This window comes from Mesorhizobium sp. B2-4-17 (assembly GCF_006441275.1).
GTDB lineage: Bacteria > Pseudomonadota > Alphaproteobacteria > Rhizobiales > Rhizobiaceae > Mesorhizobium.
On record NZ_VFUX01000002.1, the window covers coordinates 28,636 to 54,736 of the forward strand.

The following is a 26,101-nucleotide window of genomic DNA, read 5'->3' on the forward strand; positions in this document are numbered from 1 at the left end:
GCTGCAACTGGGCTTAATTGGCTAACGCCGCTTGTATATTCGGGATAGCCTCAACGGGGACAGCAAAACAAGTCCCGTAAATGACATCCGAAATTCGCGCCGCGCGTAGCCGACAGGGCTGTTGACGCCGGCGTTCGAAATTTTAGTTGCAGCGCTCTATGCGCTCGCCCGAAGCAGAAACACTCATGATGACAGAGCGGATGCAGGCGCCACCTACAAGCGCCCAGGCGACGAGGAAGATGAAGTACCAGGCCACTCGCATCCACAACGAGTCGAACAGCACAGCTGAGAATATCGCAACTGCAACAGCGGCATGGGGGAGCGCGGAACGCCATTTCACCTCAACGACCCATGCCGCGGCCCAGAACAACAAGGCTGTATCGATTATCACCCTGACCAGCCAAGCCACGGCAGCGCCAGTCGCGCTGAAGTAGTACGTTGCCAGCCACAGGACCAGGATAAAAGGAGCCGCCTCCGCGAGGTGAATAAAAGCCGTCACTCTGGCACGCCCTGCGCTTTGGACCAACGTGAACGGAATTTTGGCAAGGCAGTTGATGAACATGCCAATCGCGAAAATGCTCAGAAGCAAGGCCGATTGGTCTGCGAACGCAGCGTTGATCCACACCGTCAGGATTTCATGGGAGAAGATCGCAAGCGCTGCGCACACAGGGAGAAGCGCAAGGTAAAGAATGCTCACGCTGGCGCTGAAGAGCTTGTCAGACTGCGCCGAGTGCGCGCCAATCTGCCCAGCGAACGTCGGGAAAAGCACCGCCGAAAGGGCGCCTGGGACGATCCCCAACATCGTTGCTAGTTGATAAGGCGTCGCGTAGTAGGCGACGGCACTGGCGGAAACGAGTCCGCCAATGATGAAGCGGTCTGCATATCCCATCAGCGGGCTGACGATGTTGCTGACAGTAAGCCAGCCACCGTTGATAAACAGTGGGCGAAGAAGCGTTCTGTCGAACGCAAGGGTCCTGGTCTCGCCTGGTAAGGCCTGCACAGCAACAATGGCATGTGCCAACAGGGCGGCATACCTTCCTGCCGTCAACGCCCATGCGATATAATCGAGCCTGGGGCCGGCAATCCAAATGGCAGCCAGCGGTCCAACAAAGGTGAAGACGCCAAGAGGTATGCGGATCAGGTTAAGCATGCCGAAGCGGTGACGGGCCTCTATCAAACCCCGGAAGCCAGAGGTAAGCGTTATTGCCGGTAGGGCGCAGGCCATAGCCATTGTCGCTGCAACGACCTCATCGGCATCAGGCACGGTGGCAAGCAGATCGACAACGGGGCGAGCGAAGGCGGCGAGAACCATGCCCCCCAGGACACCGATGCCGGCCATGATCCAGAGGGCGGTCGATGTCGCTCGAGCAGTCGCCGCCGCGTCGCCGCGGCTCTCCGATATCGAGACCTGTAGTGTCAGGGTTCGACCGAGTCCTAGATCGAGCAGGCCAAGGTAGCTAACGACGGCCCATATGAGCGTCAAGATACCGAACTTCTCAATTCCGAGTTGCTGAATCAGCGCCGGAATCGTGAATACGGCAACGATGAGCGGGGCACCCATCCCGGCCAGATTGAACGCAGTGTTTCGTATGAGCACAATGACGCCTATCAAAGTGAGTGTTGCCGGAAGGCCTTGGCACACCAGCATCGATAAGCCAACGGTCTGCCCCCGATAAATACATTATTCTTCGCCTTTCTTGCTCGCCACGCACGGCGCCAACGAATTGATTTTCTGCAAAGTTGCCTTCCTTAAATAACCGGGTGGCGATACAGGCGGTGGGGTGGCGTCTGCAACCATAGACTTTACCGACTATCTCAGCTCGTATACTCCGCTCGGTCATGAGCTCTGAGATTGAGATTCGCCGTCCTACCCGGTTGTGGCTGGCCGGCATTTTCGTGGCTGCGATCTTCATGGGAAGCGTGGGGCTCCTGCATATCACCCTGCCGATCTGCGTGCTTTTGCTGCCGTTTTTCTTCCTGGATCGCCAGCAACTTAGCCTGCGTATTCCGGCGGCTGCTGTGCCGCTTCTTTGCATCGGCGCTATCATCGTGGTTCAGTTCGCCCTCAACTTCAGCAACCCGGCTTTCAACCCGAGATCGGATACAGCGTTGTGGCTTCCTTCGGTGTTTGCAGGGGTCACCATTATCGCCATGCGGAATGCTGGGATGCCCGACAGCCGAGCGCTGAACGCCCTGGTTCTTGGCGGGATCCTGACATCCGCAGTCATGGTACTGATGATATTATTTGCGCCCAAAGACATGTTCCTGCTGGAGCAGCAAAACATGCATGTGGTCGAGAAAAAGTACGAGGCCGAAAAGGCGCAGGAGCCGGTTCCTCCCGCCACCGACCCAACAACAACGCCTATGACGCAGCCCTCTTCACCAGCAGCATCTTCGCTCGCCTCGGCCCCAGCAACCGAGGAAGCCTTCGTGCCGAACGAGGCAGCGGGTCGAGACAGCGCATTCTATGATCTGAAAAACAGGGCCAAGAACGCCTTGGGGACATCGAATTACATCGCCGTCTTTTTGATATTCTTGTTTGCGGTGACGCTCTTTACGGGTCCGCTTTGGGTGGCTGTCGTTTTTGGCGTTCTGACGCTGGTCACGCTGTCTCGATTCGGGATTGCTTTCATGGTCCCTATCGTGGCGATCTACTTGCTGCGCCGGAAGACAGGGGCCGTCCGAACTGCGACGGTGGTGGCAATGCTGGTGAGTGTCGGTGGGGCGGTTGGTCTGTATTTTCTGGACGGCAGCAGTCTGCTGAACATATCGGGGGTGGCCTCGCTGGTGACGCGGTTCGCTTTATGGGAGTCAGGCTTTGGTGCTGCCGCCCTGCACCCGATCATCGGCGCTCCGCGCTCCGTCGTCCTCGTCCAACTGGGCTACAGCATCACGTGGAACCCGCACAATTCGGTGCTCTGGATCGTCACGCACTTCGGGCTGCTCGGGCTGGCAGCGTATTGCGCCTATGTCTGGATCGTCATGCGGGAGATTGCAAAGGCGGCTGCAACATCCCGGCTCTGGACAGGGGTTTTCGTTGGCGTTGCCATGATCCTCTCTTGGAGCTTGGTCGAGAACATCGTGTTGACGCCAGCCTTTGAAATACTGTTTGCCGCGCTCTACGCGCTTGCTCTGAACAGAAACAGAGAAGCCGCCGGCTAGGCAATTCGGGTATATCTGTAGACTTTAACGGCTCGCTTCGGCGGCGCCTTTTTCTTACCCACAACCCAAGAAACATCCCATGGACCGCAACCAGGCGGGCGCAACTCGGCAGTTGACGGTCCCAGCGGCGCCTAGCTAGGGCGGTGGCGTTTCACCTGGATGGCAGCGTGGGAATCGAGTTCCCGGTAGCGCGGAAGTGAGACCGCAACGCTTCCGTCATTCAGGGCGACTTCTCGCCGATCAGCTCAAATCGCTCGATCTCGCAGTGCCGGCCGACCACCGCCAGGATTTCCGTTGACGTTTCCGCCGCCTCGGGTTGCTTCCACTCGAGGTTGAAGGAGTACACGAAACGGCCGCGGCCGGAGTCATGCTCCATCGTGGAAAGACGTGCGTCGTAGCCAAGCGGCCGCACCATTTCCCGAAGGTCGGGCGGTGAGGATTTCGCCGAGGAGACCGACAGGATCGCATGATGGTCGCGCGGAATCTTGAGGTCGATCCATTTCAACGCCTGGAGCGTTACCATCGTCAGCAGCGTTGCGATCGCGCCAAGGCCGAACTGGCCGCCGCCAAACGCAAGCCCGATCACGGTCATGATCCACATGCTGGCGGCGGTGGTGACGCCGGTCACAAGATCGCCGCGCCGAAGGATGGCGCCGCCGCCAATGAAGCCGACACCGGTCAGCACGCCAAGCGGAAAACGCAGGACATCCATGCGGGCGAAGGAGTCCGCCCCTTTGCCCATCGTATCAAGCAGCATGTTGGCTTGGATCATGGCAACCGCGGCCGCAAGGCCGACCAGGATGGTCGTGCGAAGCCCGGCGGTGTGGCCGCGCGCTTCCCTGTTCAGGCCAATGAGGAAACCTGCCAGCAGCACAAACAGGAGGCGCGCGACGAGATCGGGCCAAGTCGGATGAACCGGCATATCGCAGCAAAGCGGCTCGAACATTGTTTTCGTGCTCCGCCCTTGTCCCCCAGGCCTTCAGCACCGCCCGGCGCTGGCGATTTCTTATGGCGCAATGCGTCGCACCCTCGAGTCGAGACGGGGCACGCCGGTCATCGGACGGCCAAAGCCAGCACCAATCCCAGCACAACGATGCCGATCAGGCCGGCGACGAAGATGATGCGGTGAGTGCGCGTGCGCAGGATGATTTCGCCCTGCCTTGCGTCCTGTCCGGAAAAGACGGGTCCTTCCCTGCCGCGATCCTTGCTCATGACGTGCTCCTTCCTTGCCGCGCGCGCCGCGACGCTGAAGTGTCGATGTTAAAAACCTTTTTTGACGCTCGAAGTTCCAGCCGAACTGCCGCCGTAGGTGCCACGTGGGCTTCATCACGTCGGCGGCCTGGCCCAGTGCGAGGTCGCCAAGCGGCTGGGGATCCTGCAGAATGCGATCGACGCCGCCGGTATGGTCATACCGCTCGAGATCACCGATTGCCCTGGCGCCCTGCACGGCGGGCCTCGCAGGATCCCGGCAAGTGCGTGAAAAACGAAGAGCGGTTCGGCGCGTCAAACGCTGAACCGCTCCAGCAGCCGGCCGTTCAGCCGAATTTCGGATCGAGGCTACCCGACTTGTAGCGCTTGGCCATGTCCGACAGCGGGATCGGCTTGATCTTGGGCGCATTGCCGGCGGTGCCGAACTGCTCGAAGCGCTCCTTGCAGAGCTTCCTCATCGCCGCCATGGCCGGCATCAGGTACTTGCGCGGGTCGAACTCGCTGGGGTTCTCGGTCAGCACCTTGCGGATCGCGCCGGTCAGCGCCATGCGGTTGTCGGTGTCGATGTTGATCTTGCGCACGCCGTGCTTGATGCCGCGCTGGATCTCTTCCACCGGCACGCCCCAGGTCGGCTTCATCTGGCCGCCATATTTGTTGATGATCTCCTGCAGGTCTTCCGGCACCGAGGACGAGCCGTGCATGACCAGATGCATGTTGGGCAGGCGGCGGTGGATTTCCTCGATGACGTTCATCGCCAGCACAGCACCGTCGGGCTTGCGCGAGAATTTGTAGGCGCCATGGCTGGTGCCCATGGCGACCGCCAGCGCATCGACATGGGTGTCGCGCACGAACTGTTCGGCCTGCACCGGATCGGTCAGCAACTGGTCGTGGCTGATCGCGCCCTCGACGCCATGGCCGTCCTCCTGCTCGCCGCCGCCGCTCTCCAGCGAACCGAGCACGCCGATTTCGCCTTCCACCGAAACGCCGCCCCAATGCGCCATGTCGACGACGCGGCGCGTGATGCCGGAATTGTAGGCGTAGTCGGCGGGCGACTTGCCGTCTTCCTTGAGCGAGCCGTCCATCATCACCGAGGTGAAGCCGTACTGGATCGCCGTGACGCAGGTGGCTTCGTTGTTGCCATGGTCGAGATGCATGCAGACCGGGATGTCGGGATGGATCTCGACCAGCGCGTCGATCAGCTTGGCCAGCACGACGTCATTGGCATAGGCGCGCGCGCCGCGGCTCGCCTGCAGGATGACGGGCGACTTGGTCTCTTCCGCCGCCTCCATTATGGCGAGGCCCTGCTCCATGTTGTTCATGTTGAAGGCCGGCACGCCATAGCCGTATTCGGCGGCGTGATCGAGCAATTGTCTCAGTGTGATGCGAGCCAACGAATAGTCTCCCGTATCTGTTTTCAAGCCTTTGGTTGCGGGCTGTCCGCGCATCGTCCAGCCCGCCGATGTTTCTGGCCGGATTTCCGCGCGACCGCAACCGCCCCGGACCATCCCAGCCGCAAATGTTGTTACAGCGCAGCGATAAAGGCCGGCTCCCTTTGACCGCCCCGCCTGACGGATGGAAGGCGGTGTCGGCGTGGGGTGAAAGAGGCTTCGGGCCGGGACGACCAGTGCTGAGTGTGCGCGGCAGTGCCGGCTTATTTCTGTCTGCCAAGCCTGGCCGCGAGGGAACGCCGCACGTCGGCTTCCGCCCCGTCCAGCAGGTCGATCAGAACTTTGCTGGTGGCTGCCGGATCACGCTTTTCGATGTTCTCCACAATCTGCCGGTGCAGGCTGAGCGAGTGGCGCTGGCCGGCCGGATTGTCGTCCGAAAGCCGGAAGCTGATCACCAGTGCGGTCTCGATCAAGGCGGCGAGCGAACCGATCAGCTCGTTGCCCGATATGTGCAGGATCGTCTGGTGGAATGCCAGATCCGGTACTGCGAAGCGTTCGCCGTCATCGCTAGCCTGTTCCATCTGTTCGAGGATTGCCCGCAATTCAGCGATCTGCTCCGGGCTGGCGCGCTCCGCCGCCAGGGCGCCGGGATGGGCGGCGCGGCCTTGCGTCAGACCAATTGCAAAGCGTCAGAACGGTTCAGCGTTGGTAATCGCTGACCCGCTCAACTCCTGCCGCGTCCGAGCATCGGATAGGGCGGTGGCGAGGCGAGGACATTGCCGATTGCGACGGCATCGGAAGTTTCTTGCCCCGTAGCCGGGCGAGGGGCGGCTCATGGCCTGAGCCGCCGCCGTCATGCCACGATCTTTTCCCGAGCGGCGAGGATCTGCACGCAGGCCTTCGCCGCTTCCTTTCCCTTGACGGTGAAGTGTTCGAAGAAGAAGCGGTGATGCTCGGCGCTGTCGTGGTAGTTGTGCGGCGTCAGCACCGCCGAAAGCACCGGCACGCCGGTGGACAACTGCACGTTCATCATGCCGTCGATGACGGCGCCGGCGACGAACTCATGCCGGTAGATACCACCATTGACGACGAATGCCGTGCCAAGGATCGCGGCATAGCGGCCGGTCGCCGCCAGGGTCTTGGCATGCAGCGGGATCTCATAGGCGCCGGGCACGTCGAAGACTTCGACGGCAAAGCGCCCATCGCCGAGCGCGGCAAGTTCCGCCTCGAAGGCGGTGACGCACTGGTCGACAATATCGGCGTGCCAGCGCGCCCTGACAACGGCGATGCGTGTTTCATAGTCTTTGTGGGAATGCTGATTCATGGGTCCATCCTTCCGCTTCGAACCAGAATCAGGACGCACGATACGAAAGCCGGCCGCCTGGGCGGTCCGTTTTCCGTTTCGTTCTCTTTCATCCGGACTGTGACCGTCGGCTCCGGAATCACACCGGATCTGCTGACCTTTCCAACTCTGTTGGAAAGCGCTCGCGGGCTTGGGTCTCGTGCATGGCCCCGAAAACCGACAACGGTTTTCGGAAAGGAACCATGCGAGGTGAGAGTCCTTACCGCCGGTGGGGACTTTCACCCCGCCCTGAGAACATTAACGTGCTTTGTATGAAAGGGCGGGGGTGCCGCTGTCAACCGTGCGAACGCCGGTGGCCCATCACGTCTATTTGGCCAGTCTGGCGCCATGCCGCCGCGGAAGCCGCAACCAGCATCAGCAGCGCCGCGACCATCGCGCAGACGGCAAAGCCGAAATTGGAATAGAGTGGACCGAAACCGGTGGTGCCGATAAAGACCGCCAGGTAGGTCACCGCGCTGTTCAGGCCCATGATCGTGCCGCGCCGCGAGGGATCGAGTGCCGACAGGCGGGTCACCAGGACGTTCAGTCCGAAGTGGTTGGCAAGTCCCCAGATCGCGACCATGGCCAGGGTCAGGCCGAAACTGTTGCTCGTTACGGCGATAACAACGTAGACGGCCGCGACGAGCAGATAGGCGAACGGCATGACGCGGCGGGCACCCAGGCGATCGATCACGCCGTCGAGGAGAGCGGCCGCGCCGAAGCCGATACCATAGGCGAGCGCGGCCCACCCATTGGCGCTCACCGGCTTGCCCAGCCCGCTGTGCAGGTGATCGCCGAGATAGCCGTAGACGCCGTAGAAGGCGGTCATGAAGGCCGCGCAGGCGATGAGCAGCGGCACGATGCCGGGAATGCTCAACGCCGCCAGCGGCGTTGGTGCCGGGCCAGCCTTCCTGGCGTCGCTCAGCGACGTCATCGCAAGGCTTGCCAGCGCGAGGATCGCGAGCAGCGCGACGGCGGCAAAAACGGCACGCCAATGCACGAGATCGGCAAGCACGGCCGACAAGGAGACCCCGGCCACCATGCTGAGCGTCCATCCGGTCAGCACGACACCGATGGTCCCGCTTTCGCGGCCAGGTGGCGCGATGGCCGCGGAGCTGGAATAAATGGCCGGCATGGCGACGCCGGCGGCGATGCCGGCGAGCAGTTGGGCCGCGACCAGCATCAGCACCGTCGGTGCCGCCGCGCTGGCCACAAGGGCTATCGCCAGCAGCAGCAATGCCCCCTGCAGCATCCGGCGGGCACCGAGCCGGTCGATATAGCGTGCCAGGAACAGGGCGCTTGCCGAGGTTCCGAGGCCAAACGCTGCCGCCGCCACCATGACAGCAGGGACGCTGGTTCCGAACGACACCGCGACAGCAGGGGCTATCGGCCCAAGAACCAGCGAGTTCGAGCCGATCACCGCGATGCACCCGGTCAACAGATAAGCGAGAGCCGGGATGGGCGGCCGGACGTTTGCGGTTAGAGCTGCTGCTTGATTGCTGTTCGACATATCACCATAATGGCCGTATTTCATTCAGCTGCAATCGGGAATTCTCTCCATGGATGAAGAAACAAATGGCATTCCGCAGAACAGGCCAACGGCCCGGGATATCGATGCAATCGACCGAAAAATATTAGGCGTGCTGGTCGACGATGCGACCGTCAGCTATGCCGAACTCGGCGATCGCGTCGGCCTTTCGCCTCCGGCTGCCCACGAGCGCGTCAAGCGGCTTCGGCGCAGCGGCGCCATCCGCAACACAGCCGCCATCATCGATCCCAATGCGGTAAGGAAGCCGCTGCTCGCTTTCGTCCATATCGACACCAGGGGTTGGGGCAAGACCCCCGAGCTGATGGCGGTCTCCGAATATCCCGAGGTCGAGGAGATCCACACGGTCGCCGGGGATACATGCGTGCTCCTCAAGGTCCGCACCGAGGACACGCGGGCGCTCGAAGGACTTCTGTCGCGCCTTTACGATACGCCGGGCGTCACCTCGACGCGCAGCTATGTGGTGCTGTCGACCTATCTCGAACGACGGGTACAGCCCGGCATCACGGCACAATGGCCAATGCCGCGGCACCTGGTCAGGCCACTTTACTAAGTTGCCGACCGATCATCCCGCTCGGGGAACATCGCCTTCAGGCCATCGCGCGAGGCCTGGGCGACGCCGCGTTCGGTGATCAGTCCGGTGACCAGCCGCGCCGGTGTCACGTCGAAGGCAGGGTTCGCCGCGGGCGTCGCCTCCGGGGAGACGCGCACCTGGGCGATTTCGCCGCCGGCGGTCTTGCCCCAGACCAGCGAAACCTCGTCGGCCGAGCGCTGCTCGATCGGGATCTCCTTGAGCCCGTCATGCACCGTCCAGTCGATGGTGGGCGACGGCAGCGCGACATAGAACGGCACGTCATTGTCGGCGGCGGCCAGTGCTTTCAGATAAGTGCCGATCTTGTTGCAGACATCGCCGTCGGCGGTGGTGCGGTCGGTGCCGACGATGACCATGTCGATCTCGCCACGCTGCATCAGGTGACCACCGGCATTGTCAACGATGAGCGTGTGCGGCACGCCGTGGCCTGCCATCTCCCAGGCGGTCAGCTGGGCGCCCTGGTTGCGCGGCCGCGTCTCGTCGACATAGACGTGGACGGGAATGCCCGCCTCGGTCGCCAGGTAGATCGGCGCGGTGGCAGTGCCATAGTCGACGGTCGCCAGCCAGCCGGCATTGCAGTGGGTCAGGATATTGACTGTCTCGCCGGGCTGCTTGCGCGCGGCGATCGCCTTGATGATGGCAAGTCCGTTTTCGCCGATGGCGCGGTTCAGCCCGACGTCCTCGTCGGCGATCTCGCTGGCGCGCCGATAGGCGGCCGCGGCACGTTGTTCTGTTGGCAGCGGGCGGAGGAAGCGCCGCATCTCGTCGAGCGCCCAGCGCAGATTGATCGCCGTCGGGCGCGTCTCGTGCAGCGTCTCCCACACGGCGTCGAGCGCCGCGTCGGATGGATCATCCGTCATCTGCATGGCAACGCCATAGGCGGCGGTGACGCCGATCAGCGGCGCGCCGCGCACCCACATGTCGCGGATGGCGGTGGCGATGCCGGAAACGGTACCGATCGTCTCGATGCGGAAATCATGCGGCAGCCAGCGCTGGTCGATGATATCGACCGAACGCCCGTCATCGCTCAGCCAGATTGTCCGGTAGTGGCGGTCGCCGACGTTCAAATTCCGCTCTCCTGTTCGATCAGCGCGGCCAAATGGTTGACCTCGTCGATGCTGTGGATCTGGCGCCGGTTGACGGCGATGTGACGGCCGAATTTCAGCGCCTTGGCTTCACAACTGGCGCGCAGGTCTTCATCGGCAATGGTTTCGAAATCGGCATTGTGGGCGAGGCCGAGGATGCGCCGGTGCACCTCGATGCCGGCAAAGCCGAGCAGGTCCGTCCAGATCTGGTGCAGCACATGGTCGAGCGCCTGCTCGGCGCCGAGCCTGTCGCCCTGATCCTCGAACAGGCTCTTCTGGTAGAGCATGCCGGTGCGCTCGGTGCGCCACAGATGCGAGAATTCGGCGCGGAACACCGCCCATGTCTCGACGATGACATCGAGCAGGTAGGCGCGCATGGCATCGCGCTTGCCCTGTTGCTCATGCCCACGCTGTGAGAAGAACGACATCCAGAAATTTGCGAGCAGCATGCCGACATCGAAGGCCATCGGGCCGTAGAAGGCGAACTCCGGATCGATCATCCGGGTTTCCGTGTCGGTGACCATGATCGAGCCGGAATGCAGGTCGCCATGCAGCAGCGTCTCGGCATTGGCGGCGAAAATATGCTTCAGCCGCTGCGCCTCGACCTTGAGGTCGCGGTCGGCGCGCAGTTCGGCAACCACGGCGTCGAGTTGCGGGCTGGTATGCCTGTTCATCTTCGCATCGAAATAGGGGTCCGAGAACACCAGGTTCTCGGTGATGTCACAAAGTTCGACATTGTCGGCGAACAGCGCCAGATCGGCCTTGCGATCCCTGGCTGTCATCGACAGATCGGAGCCGCGAAACAGCGTGCGGGCCATGAACACGCCGATGTCCCTGGCGATGTTCGGCAACTGCCGGCCTTCGATCAGTGCCCGCCGCAGAATGATGTGCGGCGACAGATATTCCATGATGATCAGCGCCTGGGCTTCATCGAAATGATGGATTGCCGGCACCGAGCCCGGCGCGCGCGCCTCCTGCCGGGTCAGCGCGTGATATTCGAAGAAGGAACGCTTCAGCGGCAGCGGCCAGCTGTCGCCGACCAGGCGGACATAAGGCAGGGCCTGCTTGACCACGGCGGTACCACTGGCGCCCTCGACGACGAAGACGAGGTTCAGATTGCCGTCGCCGACTTCGCGCACCTTCCATTGTGTCGCGTCCTTGCCGATTTTCGCGCACAGCGCCTCGTTCGTGCCGAGGCGCGTCGAAAGCATCTCCACAGACAATGCTTCGAACGGCAATTTTCCAGTCATTCTTCTCCCTCCCGCTTATTTGCTCCCATCATAGGGGAGCCTTGGCGGCGGGGCCAAGCTAGGAAGCTGTCTGGCAATTGTCAATCGTGTTGACAATTGCCGACATTGACCATAGCGTCACGGTCAGGGAGGAACGCATGATCGGCAATGCCGTGTTCCGCGTGGAGGGACTGAGGAAATCCTTTGGCCGCAACGAGGTGCTTGGCGGCATCTCGCTCGAGCTGCATTCCGGCGAGGTCACCGTGCTGATGGGCGCCAATGGCGCCGGCAAATCCACCCTCGTCAAGATCATCAGCGGCGTCTACGAGCGTGGCGGTGGCACCATGACGCTTGCCGGGCAGGATTTCGCGCCGAACACGCCGGCGGAAGCAATCCGCGCCGGCGTCGTTACCGTCCACCAGAACATCAATGACGGCGTGGTCGCCGACCTCGATGTCGCCACCAACCTGACCCTGGACAGGCTGAGCGGCAAAGGCGCGCCGACCCTGTTCAATCCCGCCCGCGTGCGCCGCGAGGCCAAGGCGGTCGCCGACCGCATGGGTTTGGCCATCGATCTCAAGGCCCGCGTCAATGATCTGTCGCTGGCCGATCGCCAGATGGTGGCGATTGCCCGCGCGCTTGCGCATCAGCCGAAAGTGCTGATCCTCGACGAACCGACCTCATCGCTCTCAAGTGCTGAAGCCGACCGGCTGTTCGCGCTGGTCGACCGGCTGCGCGAGCAGGGCGTGGCGATCCTCTATATCTCGCATCGCATGTCGGACATCAGGCGGCTCGCCGATCGCATCGTCTCGATGCGCGACGGCGTCATTTCAGGGGTCTTCGACACCAAACCGCTCGATTATGAAGGCGCGGTCAACGCCATGCTCGGCCGCAAGATCCATCTCGACCGGATCATTGCCAGGAGTTCCGCCAAGGCGGTGCTGACCGTCGCAGGCCTTCGCATCGGGCAGGGCGCCAGGCCGATTTCGCTGACGCTTGGCGATGGCGAGGTGGTCGCCATCACCGGCCTCGTCGGCGTCGGCAAGACAGCCCTCGCCGAAACGCTGTTCGGTGTGCGCCGGCCGCTCGCCGGCACCATGACGATGAACGGCAAGCCTTATGCGCCGCGCTCGGCGGGCGACGCGATCGCCGCCGGTGTGTTCCTCGTTGCCAAGGACCGCGCCACCAGCGGCATCATCGGCGGCTTCAACATCGAGCGTAATGTCAGCCTGCCCTTCCTCAGGCGCATGGCGACTTTCAGCGTGCTCAAGCGTCGCCTCGAACGCACCGTCGCGCGCCGGCAGATCGAGGAACTGGGCATTGTCTGCCGCTCCGAGAAGGACGAGATGTCGGCATTGTCCGGCGGCAACCAGCAGAAGGTGATGGTCGCCCGCTGGATGGCGCAGGATGCCGCGCTGTTCATCCTCGACGAACCCTTTCAGGGCGTCGATATCTCGGCCAGGCGCGATATCGCCGCCAAGCTGAGAGCAAGCGCCAATGGCCGCGCGACGCTTCTGTTCGTCACCGAACTCGACGAGGCGCTGGAGACGGCGGACCGCATCCTGGTGATGTCGGAACACACGATCGTCGGCCAACACCGCAACGTCGATGTCGACCTCGACCGCCTGTTGGCCGAGGTCGCCGGCGGACAGCTGCACAGTGCCGCCTGAGCGTAGCGTCGATGGAATTGGAATGGAGTGAGTATGGGGTCGGATCGGGTAAACAGGGCAGCGGCGCCGGGATGCGCCGAATGACGCTTCGTGACTATGCCATCCGCTATGGTTTCATCGTCCTGCTGGTCGGGCTCGTCGCCTATTTCGCGATTGCCGCCGACGGGTTCGTCTCGCCGCAAAGCGCCGTCTTCATCTTTCAGTCGGTCGCCATCACCGGTGTGTTGGCGCTCGGCGTCACCGCCACGCTGGTCGTCGGCGGTTTCGATCTCTCGATCGGCTCGGTCGCCACCTCGGCCATGATGGCGGCCGCCTATGTCATGGTCGTGCTGGAACAGAACGCGGTCGTGGCGGTCATCGCCTGCCTGCTGATCGGCGCCATCGTCGGGCTCATCAATGGCTGGCTTATCGTCTATATGCGCGTGCCCGATCTCCTGGCGACGCTCGGCATGATGTTCCTGTTGGTCGGCCTGCAGCGCATCCCGACCGAGGGCCGCTCGATCGCCACCGGCATGACCATGCCGGATGGTTCTGTCGCCAACGGCAAGTTCGGCGACGCCTTCCTGGCGCTTGGCCGCCACCGATTCGATTTCTTCATCCCGAACCTCATTCCGGTGTCGGTGGTCGTGCTGTTGGTCCTCGCGCTGCTGATCTGGTTCTTCCTCGAATACACCCGTTTCGGCCGCATGATGTACGCCGTCGGCTCCAATGAGCGCGCCGCCGAACTCGCCGGTGCGCCTGTCAAGGCATACAAGATCTGGGCCTACGTTATTTCGGGTGTTTTTGCCTCGATCGGCGGCATTTTGCTCGCCGCACGGCTTGGACGCGGTGACATCGCCTCGGGTAATAATCTTCTGCTCGATGCGGTGGCTGCGGCGCTGATCGGCTACGCGGTGCTTGGCGCCGCCAAGCCGAACGCCTTCGGCACCGCCATCGGCGCGCTGTTCGTCGGCATCCTGCTGCAAGGCCTGACCATGATGAACGCTCCCTACTATACGCAGGATTTCGTCAAGGGCGTGGTTCTGGTCGTCGCCCTTGTCTTCACCTTTGCGCTTTCGGGCAGGGGCGGGAGGTAGTTTCGGCCGGACGGTATTTTGGGTTCAACAAAAGTGGAGGAAACAAGGTGAACATCACAAGAAGACTTCTGGGGAAGGTGGCGCTCGGACTGGCCGGCGCAACCATGCTGATGCAGGTCCCGGCTTTTGCCGCGGATAAGCCGGCGCCGTTCGACAAGCCCGGCGTCAAGATCGCGCTGGTCCGCTATCTCTCGACCGGCGATTTCTTCCAGGCCTATCTCTCCGGCGTCGAGGCGCAATCCAAGGCGCTCGGCATCGACCTGCGCGTGCTCGACAGCCGCCAGGACGCCGCCCTCCAGTCGGACATGGTCGACCAGGCGATCGCGCTCGGCGTGCAGGGCATCATCATCCAGCACGGCCTGACGGAATCGATGAAGGACGCCGCCCAGCGCGCGGTCGACGCCGGCATCAAGGTGGTGGCCTTCGACGTCAATGTCGAAAACCCCAAGATCCCGCAGATCGAACAGTCGGACAAGGATCTTGCCCGCCTCGCGCTCGAACAGGCGGTCAAGGACAATGGCGAAAGCTGGAACGCCGGCTATGTCTATGTCGCCGGTATTGCGCCGCTCGACCGCCGCAACGAGACCTGGGTCGACGTGAAGAAGAAATATGCGGGGATCAAGGAAGTCGCCATGTTCGGCACGCTCGACAACCCGATCGCCAACTCCGTCGCCAACCAGGCGCGTTCGGTGCTGTCGGCTCACCCCGACATCAAGGTGATGTTCGCTCCGTACGACGAATTCGCCAAGGGCGTGAAGATCGCCGTCGACGAGGCGGGGCTGAACAAGGGCATCAAGATCTACTCGGCCGATATCTCGACCTCCGACATATCAGCGATGCGCGAGCCCGACAGCGCCTGGGCCGCCACCGCCGCCACCAACCCGGCCGTCGTCGGCCAGGTCTCCGTGCGCGCGCTGGCGCAGCTCCTCGCCGGCGAAGACCCCGGCCACAACGTCATCGTGCCGCCAACGCTGATCACCCAGAAGGAGCTGATCGACAAGGACATCAAGAACATGGAAGACCTGTCGGCCAAACTGCCGCAGTTTGCCCATGCCGACGTCGCCATGCCGGCCTGGATGCCGAACCCGAACGCGAAGTAAAGCTCGTCAACACACAAAGGAAAAGGGCGGCCCGTAAGCCGCCCTTTTTTATTGTCAATTGGAGGTGTTTACCGCAGCGCCGCCGCGATGTTGCCGCCGTCGACGGTCGTCACGTCGGCGGTCGTGCGTTCGGCCAGCACATGATGCAGGAAGGCCTGCGCCACGTCCTGCGCCGTCACTTCCTGCCCGAGCAGGTTGCCGGACATGTATTCCTTCTCCGACACGCCGCGCGCGCCCGAGCGGCTGGCGATCATGGCGTCGGTCAAAAGGCCGGAGCGGATGCGGTCGGCATTCACCGCGTTGGAACGGATGCCGTAAGCGCCGTAATCGAGCGCATACTGCCTGGACAAGAAGAGCGTCGCCGCCTTCGGCACGCCATAGGCGCCGAACTTCGGGCCTGGATTGACCGCCTGCTTGGAGGTGTTGAACAAAAGCGCTCCGCCCGTACCCTGTTCCAGCATGATGCGCACGGCGTTCTGCGCCACCGACTGATGGGCGAAGAAGTTGAGCTCGAAACTCTTGCGCAGCAGCGCATCGTCGAGTTCGCCGATGCGGCCTTCCCAGGCGGCGCCGGCATTGGACACCAGTATGTCGACGCCGCCGAAGACGGCAACCGCCTTGTCGAAGGCGGCACGCACCTGTGCCGGGTCGGTTATGTCGGCGCCGACACCGATCGAATTGTTGCCGGCTTTCTTGGCTGCATCGGCGGCCTTTTCGGCATCGAGATCGACGACCACGGCATGAGCGCCATTGTCGGCGAACAGTTTGGCTGTCGCTGCGCCGATCGCGCCGGCACCGCCGGTGATCAGCACCACCTGGCCGGTCAGCGGCTTTGGCTTGTTGGAAGCAAGCTTGGCCTGTTCGAGCGACCAGTATTCGAGCGGGAAAAGGTCGGCCTTGGAGAGGGGATGGAAATGCCCGACCGCTTCGGCGCCACGCACCGCCTCGATCCACATCTCGCCGACGTCGGAAGCGATCCTTGCATCCTTCAACGTGCGGCCATGGCCGAACATGCCGAGGCCCGGCACCAGCGTCAGGCGCGGCATGGGGTCGAGCATGGTCCGCTTGACGTCGTCGAGCGCGTCGTTTGTCTCGAAGTAGGCGCGATAGTCCTTGGCGAAGGCGTCGACATGGTTCTTGATCACGCCCTTGTAGTCGCTGATCTTTTCAGCGTCGGGCGCCGGCACCGCCATCGGCCCGGTCTTGATGCGGATCGACAGATCCGGGGTCGAAACACCGCGTCCGGCATAATCGGCGATCTTGGATGAGTTGATGAAATCGACGATCGCGTCCGAAGTGCGGAAATCGCTGATCATGCGGTCGAAGCGGCCTTCGCCGCGCGCCACCGCGACAGCGCCGCGCAGCATCGGCGCGATCGAGCCCGGCGTCGCGAGCCTTGCCGGCAGCGCTGCCTTCGCGGCCTTCGGCTTGGCGTGCTTGGCGACATAATCCTCGGCGACGTTCACGTAGTGGATCATCCGGTCGTAGGCCTGTTTGGCGTCGTCGCCGAAGGTGAAGATGCCATGCTTGTCGAGGATCAGGCCCTCGACATCGGGGTCGGCGTCAAACACGTCTGCCGCCGCCTTGGCGAGGTCGAAGCCCGGCATGATATAGGGCACGTAGCCCATCTTCTCCCCGAACACCGTCTTCACCAAGGGCTTGCTGTCTTCCTGGTCAACAATGGCCAGGATGGCGGTCGAATGGGTGTGGTCGACGAATTTGTGCGGCAGGAAGGCATGCAGCAGCGTCTCCACCGACGGGTTGGGCGAGGAGGGGTCAATGAGGTTTGCCCGCTGCAGGGCCACCATGTCCTCGTCGGAGAGCCTGTCCAGCGCGCGCGCCTTGAGCAGGGCGCCCATCTTGACCGCCGGCAGGCCTTGCGGCTCGATGACCGCCATGTCCCAGCCGCTGCCCTTGACACACAGCACGTCCCATTCATCGCCGACGAGGTCGGTCGCCTTGATCTTGCAGGAGGTGTTGCCGCCGCCATGCAGGACCAGCTGTGGCACGCCGCCGAGCAGCCGCGTCGTGTAGACGCGCAAGGCGAGGTCGCGGCCGACGCCCTTCTTCGCATAGTCGGCGACAAGTTTCTCGGCCGCGTCGTCGTTCCACAGGTTCTTCATGTTCGCTTCGTCCAGTTGCTGTCTTTGGATGGTGAAACAGGAATGCCGCGACGCCTTGATGACAGTGTGCCGGCGGCAAATGTGCCTTTTCTTCAGGGTGCTTTTTTGGGCGCCGCTCCGGCATGATCGAGCAGCCGCTGCGCCATATGCGCGCCGACCACCAGATGCGTGCAAAGTCCGCCGGCGATCGCCGCCAGCAGCGGTTCGAACTTGCTGTCCTCCTGCACCACCATCAGACGCCTGGCGATGGCGCGCAGCGATGCAAGCTCGGCGGAGATAACCCGGCGGTTATAGCTGCAGTCGAGCACCTTGCCCTCGGCATCGATGATCTGCCCGGCAATGACACCGGCGGCACCCCGGCTGCGCAACTCCGCCATTTCGCCCGATGTCAGCGCGCCGCATTTGACCAGGTGGCTGTCGGCATCGACCGCGCCGACCGAGTAGAGCGCCAGATCGCAGTCGCTGATATCGGACAGCTGCTCGCGGATCACCGGCTCGGCCCGCAGCGCCCGCGCCAGCTCTTCCGTCGACAGCACCAGCGGTGCGTAGAAATTGAGGCCCTTGGCGTTGAGCCGGCGCGCGATCTCCATCGTGCACTGGTCCGGCCGGTAGGAATAGGGTGCGCCGAGATTGCCGCAGAGCTGCACCACCGTCACATCCTGCAGGTCGGCATAGGACATGATGTCGGCGATCGTGTAGATCGTGCGGCCCCAGGCGACACCGATGCGGTCGCCCTTCTTGACCAGTTCGAGGAACACGCTCGCCGCCAGCACGGCGATGTCGGTGGAGGGGTCCGGGACATGGCTGTTTTCCGGCGCGATCCAGACCGCGTCGAGGCCCAGCGCGTCCTCGAGCCTGCGCGCCATCACGTCGTCGGTGAAAAGCTGGGTCGAGGTCGAGATGTTGACGATGCCGGTCTCGCGTGCCTTGCGCAGATACATCGCCACCGAGGCGCGGGAAATGTTAAGCTGGCTCGCCACCTGGTCCTGGCGTAGGCCGTGCGCATAGTACAGCCAGGCGGCCTTGTGGATGAGCTGTTCTGCCGGTCGGATCGCCATGCCGTCTCCTTGTCTGACATTAGTCACGGCTCTCGACAAAAGTCAAATTAGGATGTGCGGGCATCATCGCCTCTCGGCAGACGCTTAATCGGATCGCCGTTCTACAAAGCTGGTATAGCTTGGCATTTTCGATCATCCGGGGGGATAGCCTGACGAGAGGCCTGAGGTTAGAAAGCTTGAAAAAGGGACTTTGGGGAGGAACGGGATGGGAAATCCCTACGAACAGGATCTCGACCGGAATGCGGCCAACCATCAGCCGCTGACCCCGCTCACCTATCTCGAGCGGGCGGCAAAGACCTATCCTGATCACATCGCCATCATCCATGGCAAGCAGCGCATCACCTATCGCGATTTCTGGCGCCGCTCGCTAAAGCTTGCCTCGACGCTGCAAAAGCATGGCATCGGCAACGGCGACACGGTCAGCGTCATGCTGTCCAATACGCCGCCAATGCTGGAAGCGCATTTCGGCGTGCCGATGACCAGAGCGGTGCTGCACTCGCTCAACACCCGCCTCGATGCCGCGGTCATCGCCTTCCAGCTCGACCACGCCGAGACCAAGCTGCTCATCGTCGATCGCGAATTCTCCGGCGTCGTCCGGCAAGCGCTCGACCTGGCCAGGGTCAAGCCGCTGGTCATCGACTACGACGATCCCGACTACGCCGCTGATGCGCCCTACCCGAAAGGCGAGCGGATCGGCGCTTTGGACTATGAGGCGTTTGTCGCCGGTGGCGACGAGGATTTCGCCTGGTCGATGCCCGACGACGAATGGGACGCCATCTCGCTCAACTATACTTCGGGCACGACAGGCAATCCGAAGGGCGTCGTCTACCACCATCGCGGTGCGGCGCTGATGGCCTACACCAACACCATCCATGCCGGCATGGCCAAGCACGCCGTCTATCTGTGGACGCTGCCGATGTTCCATTGCAACGGCTGGTGCTTCCCCTGGACGCTCGCCGTCCAGGCCGGCACGCATGTCTGCCTGCGCTGGGTGCGGCCGAAGCCGATCTACGACGCCATTGCCGACCATGGCGTCACCCATTTGTGCGGCGCGCCGATCGTGATGTCGGTGCTGATCAATGCCAGGGATGAGGACAAGCGCGAGTTCCCACAGACGGTGACCTTCAACACGGCCGCCGCACCGCCGCCGGAAGCCGTGTTGTCCGGCATGGCCGATGCAGGATTCGCCGTCACGCATCTTTACGGCCTGACCGAGACCTATGGCCCGGCCGTGGTCAATGAATGGCACAGTGACTGGGACGCGCTCGACAAGGGGGCGAGGGCGGGCAAGAAGGCGAGACAGGGCGTGCGCTACGCAGCACTCGAGGGGCTGACCGTGATGGACCCCGAGACAATGAGGACGACGCCGGCCGACGGTGAAACCATCGGCGAGGTCATGTTTCGCGGCAACATCGTCATGAAGGGCTATCTGAAAAACCGCAAGGCGAGCGACGAAGCCTTCGCCGGCGGCTGGTTTCATTCCGGCGATCTCGGCGTCATGCATCCCGACGGCTACATCCAGCTCAAGGACCGCTCCAAGGACATCATCATCTCGGGTGGCGAGAACATCTCCTCGATCGAGGTCGAGGATGCGCTCTACAAACATCCATCGGTTGCCTCCTGCGGCGTGGTGGCGCGCCCTGACGACAAATGGGGCGAGGTGCCCGTGGCCTATATCGAACTGAAGCCCGGCAAGACCGCGACCGAGGCCGAGATCATCGAGCATTGCCGCACGCTGCTCGCCCGCTTCAAAGTGCCGAAAGCGGTTATTTTCGCCGAAATTCCCAAGACCTCGACCGGCAAGATCCAGAAATTCCGGCTGCGGGAAATGGCGAAGGTGGCGTGAGCGCACCGTCATTTTTGCTAGCGACGTCGCGGAAACCCTAGGATCCATGCCGCGACCTGGCGGCCGTGCTCCAACGGTCGTGAATGACTGCTGCGGGCAACAGTTCGCCTTTTGATGTAACATATTGATCCGCCTCATTCTTTGACTGACGTCACGGAATGGATCCTAGGGTCTGCGCTGCGTCGCTACGCTCCTTACTTCGCCCTAGGATGACGAATTCATGGGGGCTGATCGCCAATCGCGAGCGCCGGTTGTCGCACCCGCCCTCTGTCACCATCTGTCACCAATCGTACGCGTACGCCGATTTCGCGTTGACAGAAGGCCTCTTTCGATTTACGACTGATGAAAATTGAAATTCGTCACTAATAAATCGAAAGCGAAGATGTCCGAAGCTGCCAACATCGTGGCCGATGCCGCCAGACAGGAGAATGTCACCCGTATTCTCGATTGCGCCGAGCGCCTGTTCCGCCACTACGGCTATGGCAAGACCAATGTTGCCGACATCGCCCGCGAGCTCGGCATGTCGCCCGCCAACATCTATCGTTTCTTTGCCTCCAAGGTCGAGATCCACCAGGCCGTCTGCGGCCGCATGCTCGGTGCCAGCTACAAGATGGCGTACGAGATTTCACGCCTGCCGATCAGCGCCGAGGAGCGGCTGCGGCGCTACGTGCACGCGCAGTACAAGATGACGATGGAGGTGATGCTCGACGACCATAAGGTCCATGAGATGGTCATCGTCGCCCTCGAACGCGATTGGGGCGTCATCGACAAGCATATTGACAGCATCCACGACCTTTTCGCGGAAGTGATCCGCGAGGGCATCGAGGCCGGTGAGTTCGCCGAGCAGGATCCGGTGATCGCGTCACGCTGCTTCGGGGCCGCCACCGTCATCCTATGCCATCCGCAGATGGTGGCGCAGTGCCTCGCCAAGACCAACCGCGCGATGCCGGACGACCTTATCGATTACGCGATCAAGGCCCTGAAGAAATAGCCGCCGCCCGCCGGGCGCCGGTCGACAGTTCATCTCCAGTTCGGGAGTGCCAAGGTGTCTTTGTCCAATTCCATCCTCCGCAAATTGCCGGTCGCCGGCTTGATTGTCGCGGCGCTCGGGCTTGCCGGCTGCAGCCAGGAGAAAACCGAAGTCAAGGATATCATCCGCCCGGTCAAGGTCGTCGAGATCGCCCAGGCGCATGACATCCGCACGTTGTCTTATTCGGGGTCGGTGCGGGCTCGCACCGAAAGCGCCCTGGCTTTCCGCGTCAACGGCAAGATCACGGAGCGCCTTGTCGACATTGGGCAGCGTGTGGCGCCCGGCGACGTGCTCGCCCGCATCGATCCCTCCGATTACGACCTTTCGGTCAAGAGTGCGCAAGCCGCCCTCGATGCCGCCGAGCGGCAGGTCGAGACCGTCGAGCTTGCGCGCAAGCGGGCCGAACAGCTCTTTGCCAAGAATTTTGCCCCGAAATCGCAGCTTGAACAGGCGACGCTGACCTATGACCAGGCCGTCGCCACGCGCGACTCCGCCCGCTCGTCGCTTGACCAGGCCAAGAACCAGGTCGGCTATACCGATCTCAAGGCCGACAGGGACGGCATCGTCACTGCGGTCAACGCAGATGTCGGCCAGGTGGTCGGCTCCGGCACGCCGGTGGTCACGGTCGCGGTCGACGGCGAAAAGGAAGTGCTGATCGCGGTGCCGGAAATGGAAATCGCCGAGTTCAAGCCGGGCAAGATCGTCAGGGCCGGCTTCTGGTCCGACAGTGCACTGGCGCTCGACGGCAAAGTCCGCGAGGTTGCCGGCAGCGCCGATCCGCAGTCGCGCACCTTTGCCGTCCGCGTCAGCCTGCCTAACGACCCGCGCGTGCTGCTCGGCATGACCGCCAATATCGAGGCGTCGGCGGCCAACGAGAAGCAGCTCGTGTCGATCCCGCTGAGCGCGCTGGCGCAGAAGGATAGCCAGTCGATCGTCTGGACCGTCGACCGTGGCGCCGACACCGTCCATGCCCGTCCGGTCAAGGTCGCCGAGTTCGCCGCCGGCGGCGTGCGTGTCGCCGAAGGGTTGAAGCCTGGCGATATCGTGGTCGCCGCCGGCACGCAGTTCATGACCGAGAATCTGAAGGTGAAGCTCGCCGGCGCCATGGCGCAGCAATCCGCCTCCGCCGAGAGTGATGACGCCAGCCGGCTGCGCTGACGGCAGACAGATCGGCCGCGCGTTCCCGCGGCCGCAGGTTTCCGGGCGGCGCACGCCCCGAAGGTCGAGACGTCAAGGCCGATGTACCCCCCGCATCGATCCTCGCGTCCCACCGCGATGAGTGTCTCTCCGCTCGAAGAGTCGCGCCGCCCGGAAGCCATCGTTTCGCGCGCCGCGCTTCGTCGAAGCATCAGGCGCCGGCAAACAAGCAAAGTGGATCAGCACCGATGACGACCTCCACTGAAGAAAAGCGGCCATTCAACCTTTCGCGCTGGGCCATCGGCCATCCCTCCATCGCGCGGTTCCTGTTCGGCCTTATCATCATCGCCGGCGCGCTCGGCCTGATGCGCATGGGCCAGAAGGAGGACCCCGACTTCACCTTCCGGGTCATGGTCGTGCAGGCGATCTGGCCGGGCTCATCGATCCACGAGATGGAGGACCAGGTCGTCAACAAGATCGAGCGCAAGCTGCAGGAGACCCCGCATCTCGACTTCGTGCGCTCCTTCACCCGCGCCGGCAGCGCCATCATCACGGTGCAGATCAAGGGCGACACCAATGCCGCCGAGGTGACGGACGCCTTCTACCAGGTGCGCAAAAAGATCGGCGACATTGCAGGCGACCTGCCGCAGGGCCTGCTCGGCCCCTATTTCAACGACGAGTTCGGCGACACCTTCATCACGCTGCATTCGATCAGCGGCGACGGCTTCTCCTATCCCGAGCTCAAGAAATTCGCCATCCAGGCGCGCGACATGCTTCTGACGACGCCCGGCGTCGAGAAGGGGGTGATCATCGGCGATCAGCCGGAAAAACTCTATATCGACGTCTCATCCAAGGCGCTCGCCGAACGCGGCCTGACGCTGACTGACCTCCAGAACGCGATCAAGGGCCAGAACAATGTCGATCCGGCCGGCTCCGTGGACACCGGCGTCAATTCGGTACGCATCTCCGTCGAAGGCGACGTCACCAAGGCCGCCGACATCAGGGAATTGCGCCTGCGCGCCGGTGGTCAGGTCACCCGGCTCGGCGATATCGCCACTGTGACGTCAGGGCTCGAAGATCCCTTCCAGCGCAAATACCGCTTCAACGGCCACGACAGCGTGCAGCTTGGCGTGGTGATGGCGAAGGGCTTCAAGGTCACCGATGTCGGCAAGGATGTCGAGGCGACCTACAAGCGCTTCGAGGCGGCGCTGCCTTATGGCGTCTCTGTCGACCAGATTTCCGATCAGCCCGAGGTCGTCAGGGATGCCGTCAGCGAGTTCATGCACGCGCTCGGCGAAGCGCTGCTGATCGTGCTCGTCGTCTCGTTCCTGTCGATCGGCTGGCGCTCCGGTCTGGTCATCGCCATTGCCATTCCGCTGGTTCTGGCCGCCACCTTCGCCATCATGTACGAGCTTGGCATCGACCTGCAGCGCATTTCTCTGGGCGCGCTGATCATCGCGCTCGGCCTGCTCGTCGACGACGCCATGATCGTCGTCGAGATGATGGAACGCAAGCTGGAGGAGGGGCTGGTCAAGATCGAGGCGGCGAGCTTCGCCTATACCTCGACCGCCTTCCCGATGCTGACCGGTACGCTGATCACCACCGCCGGCTTCATCCCCGTCGGCTTCGCCGCCTCGACCGCAGGTGAGTATGTGCGTACCCTGTTCTATGTCGTCGGCATCGCGCTGATTGTGTCATGGTTCGTCGCGATCTATTTCACGCCATGGCTGGGCAACATGATCCTGAAGCAGCGCAAGCATGCCGGCAGCCATCATGATGTCTTCGACACGCGCTTCTATCGCCGGCTGCGCGCTACGGTCGGTTGGGCCGTGCGCCATCGCATCATCGTGCTGGTCATGACGCTGGTGACTTTCGGCACCAGTCTGTGGGCGTTCCAGTTCATCCCGCAGAATTTCTTCCCGCAATCTTCGCGGCCGGAGATTCTCGTCGATCTCTGGCTGCCGGAAGGCACCTCGATCAAGGAGGTCGAGGCGCAAGCCAAGGCGCTCGAAACCAAGATGATGGATGACAAGGACAAGCGCTTCATCGCGACCTATATCGGCGAGGGCGCGCCGCGCTTCTTCCTGCCGCTCGATCAGCAGCTGCGCAATCCCAACTTTGCCCAGATGCTGGTGATGGCCAATGACGAACCGGCGCGCGAGCGGCTGGTCATCAAGCTGCGCCGCGTGCTCGCGGAGGATTTCCCGTCGATCCGCGCCAAGGTCGACCGCCTGTTCCTCGGACCGCCGACCGGATGGCCGATGCAGATGCGCGTCATGGGTCCGGATCGCCAGGAGGTGCGCCGCATCGCCGACCAGGTGAAGGCGAAGTTCCGCGAGGATCCGCTGCTTGGCGCGGTCCATGACGATTGGCTCGAACCCGTTCCGGCGATGAAGCTGGTCATCGACCAGGATCGTGCCCGTGCGCTCGGCGTCACCTCGCAGCGCATCCGCCAGATGCTGCAGGCAACGATGTCCGGCGCGCCGCTCGACGACTTCCGCAACGGCGAGGAGACGGTCTCGATCGTCGCCCGCGAACCGGATGCCAGCCGCAGCCTGCTGTCCTCGGTCGATTCGGTCTATATCCCGACCGATTTCGGCGGCTTCGTACCGCTGTCGCAGGTGGCCAAGGTGGTGCCGGTGCTGGAGCAAGGCATCGAGTGGCGCCGCGACCGCCTGCCGACCATCAGCGTGCGTGCCACGCTGCCCGACGGCGTGCAGTCCAACGATGTCGTGGCCAAGATGTACAAGGACATGCAGGGCCTGCGCGACGGGCTGGCGCCTGGTTACAAGATCGAGATTCAGGGCGGCGCCGAGGATTCGGCCGAAAGCCAGGCTTCCATCGCCGCCAAGGCACCGGTCATGCTGGCCATCATCGTTGTTCTCCTGATGATCCAGCTGCAGAATTTCGGCAAGGCGATGCTGGTTCTGGCGACCGGTCCGCTCGGCATCATCGGCGCGGCCGCCGCGCTGTTGATCAGCGGCGCGCCGTTCGGCTTCGTCGCCATCCTCGGCGTCATCGCGCTGCTCGGCATCATCATGCGCAACTCGATCATCCTGGTCGACCAGATCGATCAGGATATCGCCACCGGCATGGACCGTTCCGAGGCCATCATCGGCTCGGCGGTTCGCCGCTTCCGGCCGATCGTGCTGACGGCGATGACGGCGGTGCTGGCGCTGATCCCGATCTCTCGCGCGGTGTTCTGGGGGCCGCTGGCCTACGCCATGATGGGCGGCATTCTCGTCGCCACCGTGCTCACCATCCTGGTGCTGCCAGCCGGCTACGCGCTGTTCTTCGGCCGCGAGCCGAAGAAGGCCAAGACCGATGAACAGGCGTCCGAATCCGAGTTGCCTGCCGAAAGGCCGCGACTGGCACTGGCCGCCGAATAAATCGCACCGGCCGGGCCGTGCGGTCCGGCTGGCACGTTCGCTTCCATCCATCCCGGCTTTCGCAGGGATGGATTGGAGATCGATGGGAGATGTGGGCCGGACACCGACAGGCGCCCGGT

At 62.9% G+C, this 26,101-nt stretch carries 20 protein-coding genes and 1 riboswitch; of the genes, 9 read left to right on the forward strand and 11 right to left on the reverse strand.

The window, feature by feature from the left end:
• Positions 1-142: 142 nt before the first annotated feature.
• Positions 143-1,612 (reverse strand): flippase, encoded by a 1,470-nt coding sequence (locus FJ548_RS01855; protein WP_181168685.1) that lies wholly within the window; start codon positions 1,610-1,612, stop codon positions 143-145.
• A 227-nt stretch (positions 1,613-1,839) separates the two neighbouring features.
• Between FJ548_RS01855 and FJ548_RS01860 the strand changes: the two genes are divergently transcribed.
• Positions 1,840-3,162, forward strand: coding sequence for an O-antigen ligase family protein (locus FJ548_RS01860; protein ID WP_140776532.1), 1,323 nt, complete (start codon positions 1,840-1,842; stop codon positions 3,160-3,162).
• A 220-nt stretch (positions 3,163-3,382) separates the two neighbouring features.
• Here FJ548_RS01860 and FJ548_RS01865 read toward each other — a convergent pair whose 3' ends face one another.
• From FJ548_RS01865 to FJ548_RS01890, 6 genes are all read right to left on the reverse strand, one after another.
• Entirely contained in the window at positions 3,383-4,108 is a 726-nt protein-coding gene (locus FJ548_RS01865) for an MgtC/SapB family protein (RefSeq protein WP_140776533.1), read from the reverse strand.
• Positions 4,109-4,215: 107 nt separating this feature from the next.
• Positions 4,216-4,374: a peptide ABC transporter permease gene (locus tag FJ548_RS01870; RefSeq protein ID WP_140607354.1), complete on the reverse strand. Its 159-nt coding sequence runs from the start codon at positions 4,372-4,374 to the stop codon at positions 4,216-4,218.
• Positions 4,375-4,697: 323 nt separating this feature from the next.
• Entirely contained in the window at positions 4,698-5,762 is a 1,065-nt protein-coding gene (gene fba, locus FJ548_RS01875; protein WP_140776535.1) for a class II fructose-bisphosphate aldolase, read from the reverse strand.
• Positions 5,763-6,022: 260 nt separating this feature from the next.
• The gene (locus FJ548_RS01880) at positions 6,023-6,439 is read right to left on the reverse strand and encodes an FCD domain-containing protein (RefSeq protein ID WP_140760589.1); all 417 of its coding nucleotides are present in this window, start codon (positions 6,437-6,439) and stop codon (positions 6,023-6,025) included.
• A 173-nt stretch (positions 6,440-6,612) separates the two neighbouring features.
• Entirely contained in the window at positions 6,613-7,083 is a 471-nt protein-coding gene (locus FJ548_RS01885; protein WP_140760591.1) for a 6,7-dimethyl-8-ribityllumazine synthase, read from the reverse strand.
• Between the two features lie 76 nt (positions 7,084-7,159).
• A riboswitch (FMN riboswitch) is annotated at positions 7,160-7,362 on the reverse strand.
• A gap of 34 nt (positions 7,363-7,396) precedes the next feature.
• Positions 7,397-8,611, reverse strand: a complete 1,215-nt coding sequence (locus tag FJ548_RS01890) for an MFS transporter (RefSeq protein WP_140776819.1) — start codon at positions 8,609-8,611, stop codon at positions 7,397-7,399.
• 49 nt (positions 8,612-8,660) lie between these two features.
• Between FJ548_RS01890 and FJ548_RS01895 the strand changes: the two genes are divergently transcribed.
• A complete protein-coding gene (locus FJ548_RS01895; RefSeq protein ID WP_140776537.1) occupies positions 8,661-9,200 on the forward strand; it encodes an Lrp/AsnC family transcriptional regulator in 540 nt (179 codons plus the stop codon).
• On the opposite strand, the gene mtnA is transcribed toward FJ548_RS01895, so the two are convergent.
• Together mtnA and mtnK are read right to left on the reverse strand one after the other, a co-directional pair.
• Positions 9,197-10,306 (reverse strand): S-methyl-5-thioribose-1-phosphate isomerase, encoded by a 1,110-nt coding sequence (mtnA, locus tag FJ548_RS01900; protein WP_140607348.1) that lies wholly within the window; start codon positions 10,304-10,306, stop codon positions 9,197-9,199. The genes FJ548_RS01895 and mtnA overlap by 4 nt on opposite strands.
• Positions 10,303-11,574 (reverse strand): S-methyl-5-thioribose kinase, encoded by a 1,272-nt coding sequence (mtnK, locus tag FJ548_RS01905; protein ID WP_140760596.1) that lies wholly within the window; start codon positions 11,572-11,574, stop codon positions 10,303-10,305. Before mtnK ends, mtnA begins: the two co-directional genes overlap by 4 nt.
• Positions 11,575-11,711: 137 nt before the next feature.
• Between mtnK and FJ548_RS01910 the strand changes: the two genes are divergently transcribed.
• From FJ548_RS01910 to FJ548_RS01920, 3 genes are all read left to right on the forward strand, one after another.
• Positions 11,712-13,223 carry a sugar ABC transporter ATP-binding protein gene (locus tag FJ548_RS01910; RefSeq protein WP_140776539.1) on the forward strand — a complete coding sequence of 504 codons (1,512 nt, stop codon included), beginning with the start codon at positions 11,712-11,714 and terminating at the stop codon, positions 13,221-13,223.
• Between the two features lie 80 nt (positions 13,224-13,303).
• On the forward strand, positions 13,304-14,299 hold the full coding sequence (locus FJ548_RS01915; RefSeq protein WP_140776541.1) for an ABC transporter permease: 996 nt from the start codon (positions 13,304-13,306) through the stop codon (positions 14,297-14,299).
• Between the two features lie 47 nt (positions 14,300-14,346).
• Positions 14,347-15,399, forward strand: a complete 1,053-nt coding sequence (locus FJ548_RS01920; protein WP_096455692.1) for a substrate-binding domain-containing protein — start codon at positions 14,347-14,349, stop codon at positions 15,397-15,399.
• A gap of 68 nt (positions 15,400-15,467) precedes the next feature.
• On the opposite strand, the gene FJ548_RS01925 is transcribed toward FJ548_RS01920, so the two are convergent.
• Together FJ548_RS01925 and FJ548_RS01930 are read right to left on the reverse strand one after the other, a co-directional pair.
• Entirely contained in the window at positions 15,468-17,522 is a 2,055-nt protein-coding gene (locus FJ548_RS01925) for a bifunctional aldolase/short-chain dehydrogenase (RefSeq protein ID WP_140607344.1), read from the reverse strand.
• A gap of 92 nt (positions 17,523-17,614) precedes the next feature.
• Entirely contained in the window at positions 17,615-18,580 is a 966-nt protein-coding gene (locus FJ548_RS01930; protein ID WP_140607343.1) for a sugar-binding transcriptional regulator, read from the reverse strand.
• Positions 18,581-18,785: 205 nt separating this feature from the next.
• Between FJ548_RS01930 and FJ548_RS01935 the strand changes: the two genes are divergently transcribed.
• From FJ548_RS01935 to FJ548_RS01950, 4 genes are all read left to right on the forward strand, one after another.
• Complete coding sequence (locus tag FJ548_RS01935) at positions 18,786-20,426, forward strand: acyl-CoA synthetase (RefSeq protein ID WP_140607342.1); 1,641 nt, start codon at positions 18,786-18,788, stop codon at positions 20,424-20,426.
• A gap of 382 nt (positions 20,427-20,808) precedes the next feature.
• Entirely contained in the window at positions 20,809-21,417 is a 609-nt protein-coding gene (locus FJ548_RS01940) for a TetR family transcriptional regulator (protein WP_140607341.1), read from the forward strand.
• A gap of 54 nt (positions 21,418-21,471) precedes the next feature.
• On the forward strand, positions 21,472-22,614 hold the full coding sequence (locus FJ548_RS01945) for an efflux RND transporter periplasmic adaptor subunit (protein ID WP_140607340.1): 1,143 nt from the start codon (positions 21,472-21,474) through the stop codon (positions 22,612-22,614).
• A gap of 227 nt (positions 22,615-22,841) precedes the next feature.
• The gene (locus FJ548_RS01950) at positions 22,842-25,982 is read left to right on the forward strand and encodes an efflux RND transporter permease subunit (RefSeq protein WP_140776543.1); all 3,141 of its coding nucleotides are present in this window, start codon (positions 22,842-22,844) and stop codon (positions 25,980-25,982) included.
• Positions 25,983-26,101: the final 119 nt, after the last annotated feature.

What these genes read in the sequence shown, in the direction of transcription:
- FJ548_RS01940 (WP_140607341.1), top strand. Translation starts at nt 20,809, where the DNA reads ATGTCCGAAGCTGCCAACATCGTGGCCGATGCCGCCAGACAGGAGAAT.
- FJ548_RS01930 (WP_140607343.1), bottom strand. Translation starts at nt 18,580, where the DNA reads ATGGCGATCCGACCGGCAGAACAGCTCATCCACAAGGCCGCCTGGCTG.
- FJ548_RS01935 (WP_140607342.1), top strand. Translation starts at nt 18,786, where the DNA reads ATGGGAAATCCCTACGAACAGGATCTCGACCGGAATGCGGCCAACCAT.
- FJ548_RS01910 (WP_140776539.1), top strand. Translation starts at nt 11,712, where the DNA reads ATGATCGGCAATGCCGTGTTCCGCGTGGAGGGACTGAGGAAATCCTTT.
- mtnK (WP_140760596.1), bottom strand. Translation starts at nt 11,574, where the DNA reads ATGACTGGAAAATTGCCGTTCGAAGCATTGTCTGTGGAGATGCTTTCG.
- FJ548_RS01950 (WP_140776543.1), top strand. Translation starts at nt 22,842, where the DNA reads ATGACGACCTCCACTGAAGAAAAGCGGCCATTCAACCTTTCGCGCTGG.
- FJ548_RS01865 (WP_140776533.1), bottom strand. Translation starts at nt 4,108, where the DNA reads ATGTTCGAGCCGCTTTGCTGCGATATGCCGGTTCATCCGACTTGGCCC.
- FJ548_RS01870 (WP_140607354.1), bottom strand. Translation starts at nt 4,374, where the DNA reads ATGAGCAAGGATCGCGGCAGGGAAGGACCCGTCTTTTCCGGACAGGAC.
- FJ548_RS01890 (WP_140776819.1), bottom strand. Translation starts at nt 8,611, where the DNA reads ATGTCGAACAGCAATCAAGCAGCAGCTCTAACCGCAAACGTCCGGCCG.
- FJ548_RS01860 (WP_140776532.1), top strand. Translation starts at nt 1,840, where the DNA reads ATGAGCTCTGAGATTGAGATTCGCCGTCCTACCCGGTTGTGGCTGGCC.
- FJ548_RS01885 (WP_140760591.1), bottom strand. Translation starts at nt 7,083, where the DNA reads ATGAATCAGCATTCCCACAAAGACTATGAAACACGCATCGCCGTTGTC.
- FJ548_RS01925 (WP_140607344.1), bottom strand. Translation starts at nt 17,522, where the DNA reads ATGAAGAACCTGTGGAACGACGACGCGGCCGAGAAACTTGTCGCCGAC.
- FJ548_RS01895 (WP_140776537.1), top strand. Translation starts at nt 8,661, where the DNA reads ATGGATGAAGAAACAAATGGCATTCCGCAGAACAGGCCAACGGCCCGG.
- FJ548_RS01915 (WP_140776541.1), top strand. Translation starts at nt 13,304, where the DNA reads ATGACGCTTCGTGACTATGCCATCCGCTATGGTTTCATCGTCCTGCTG.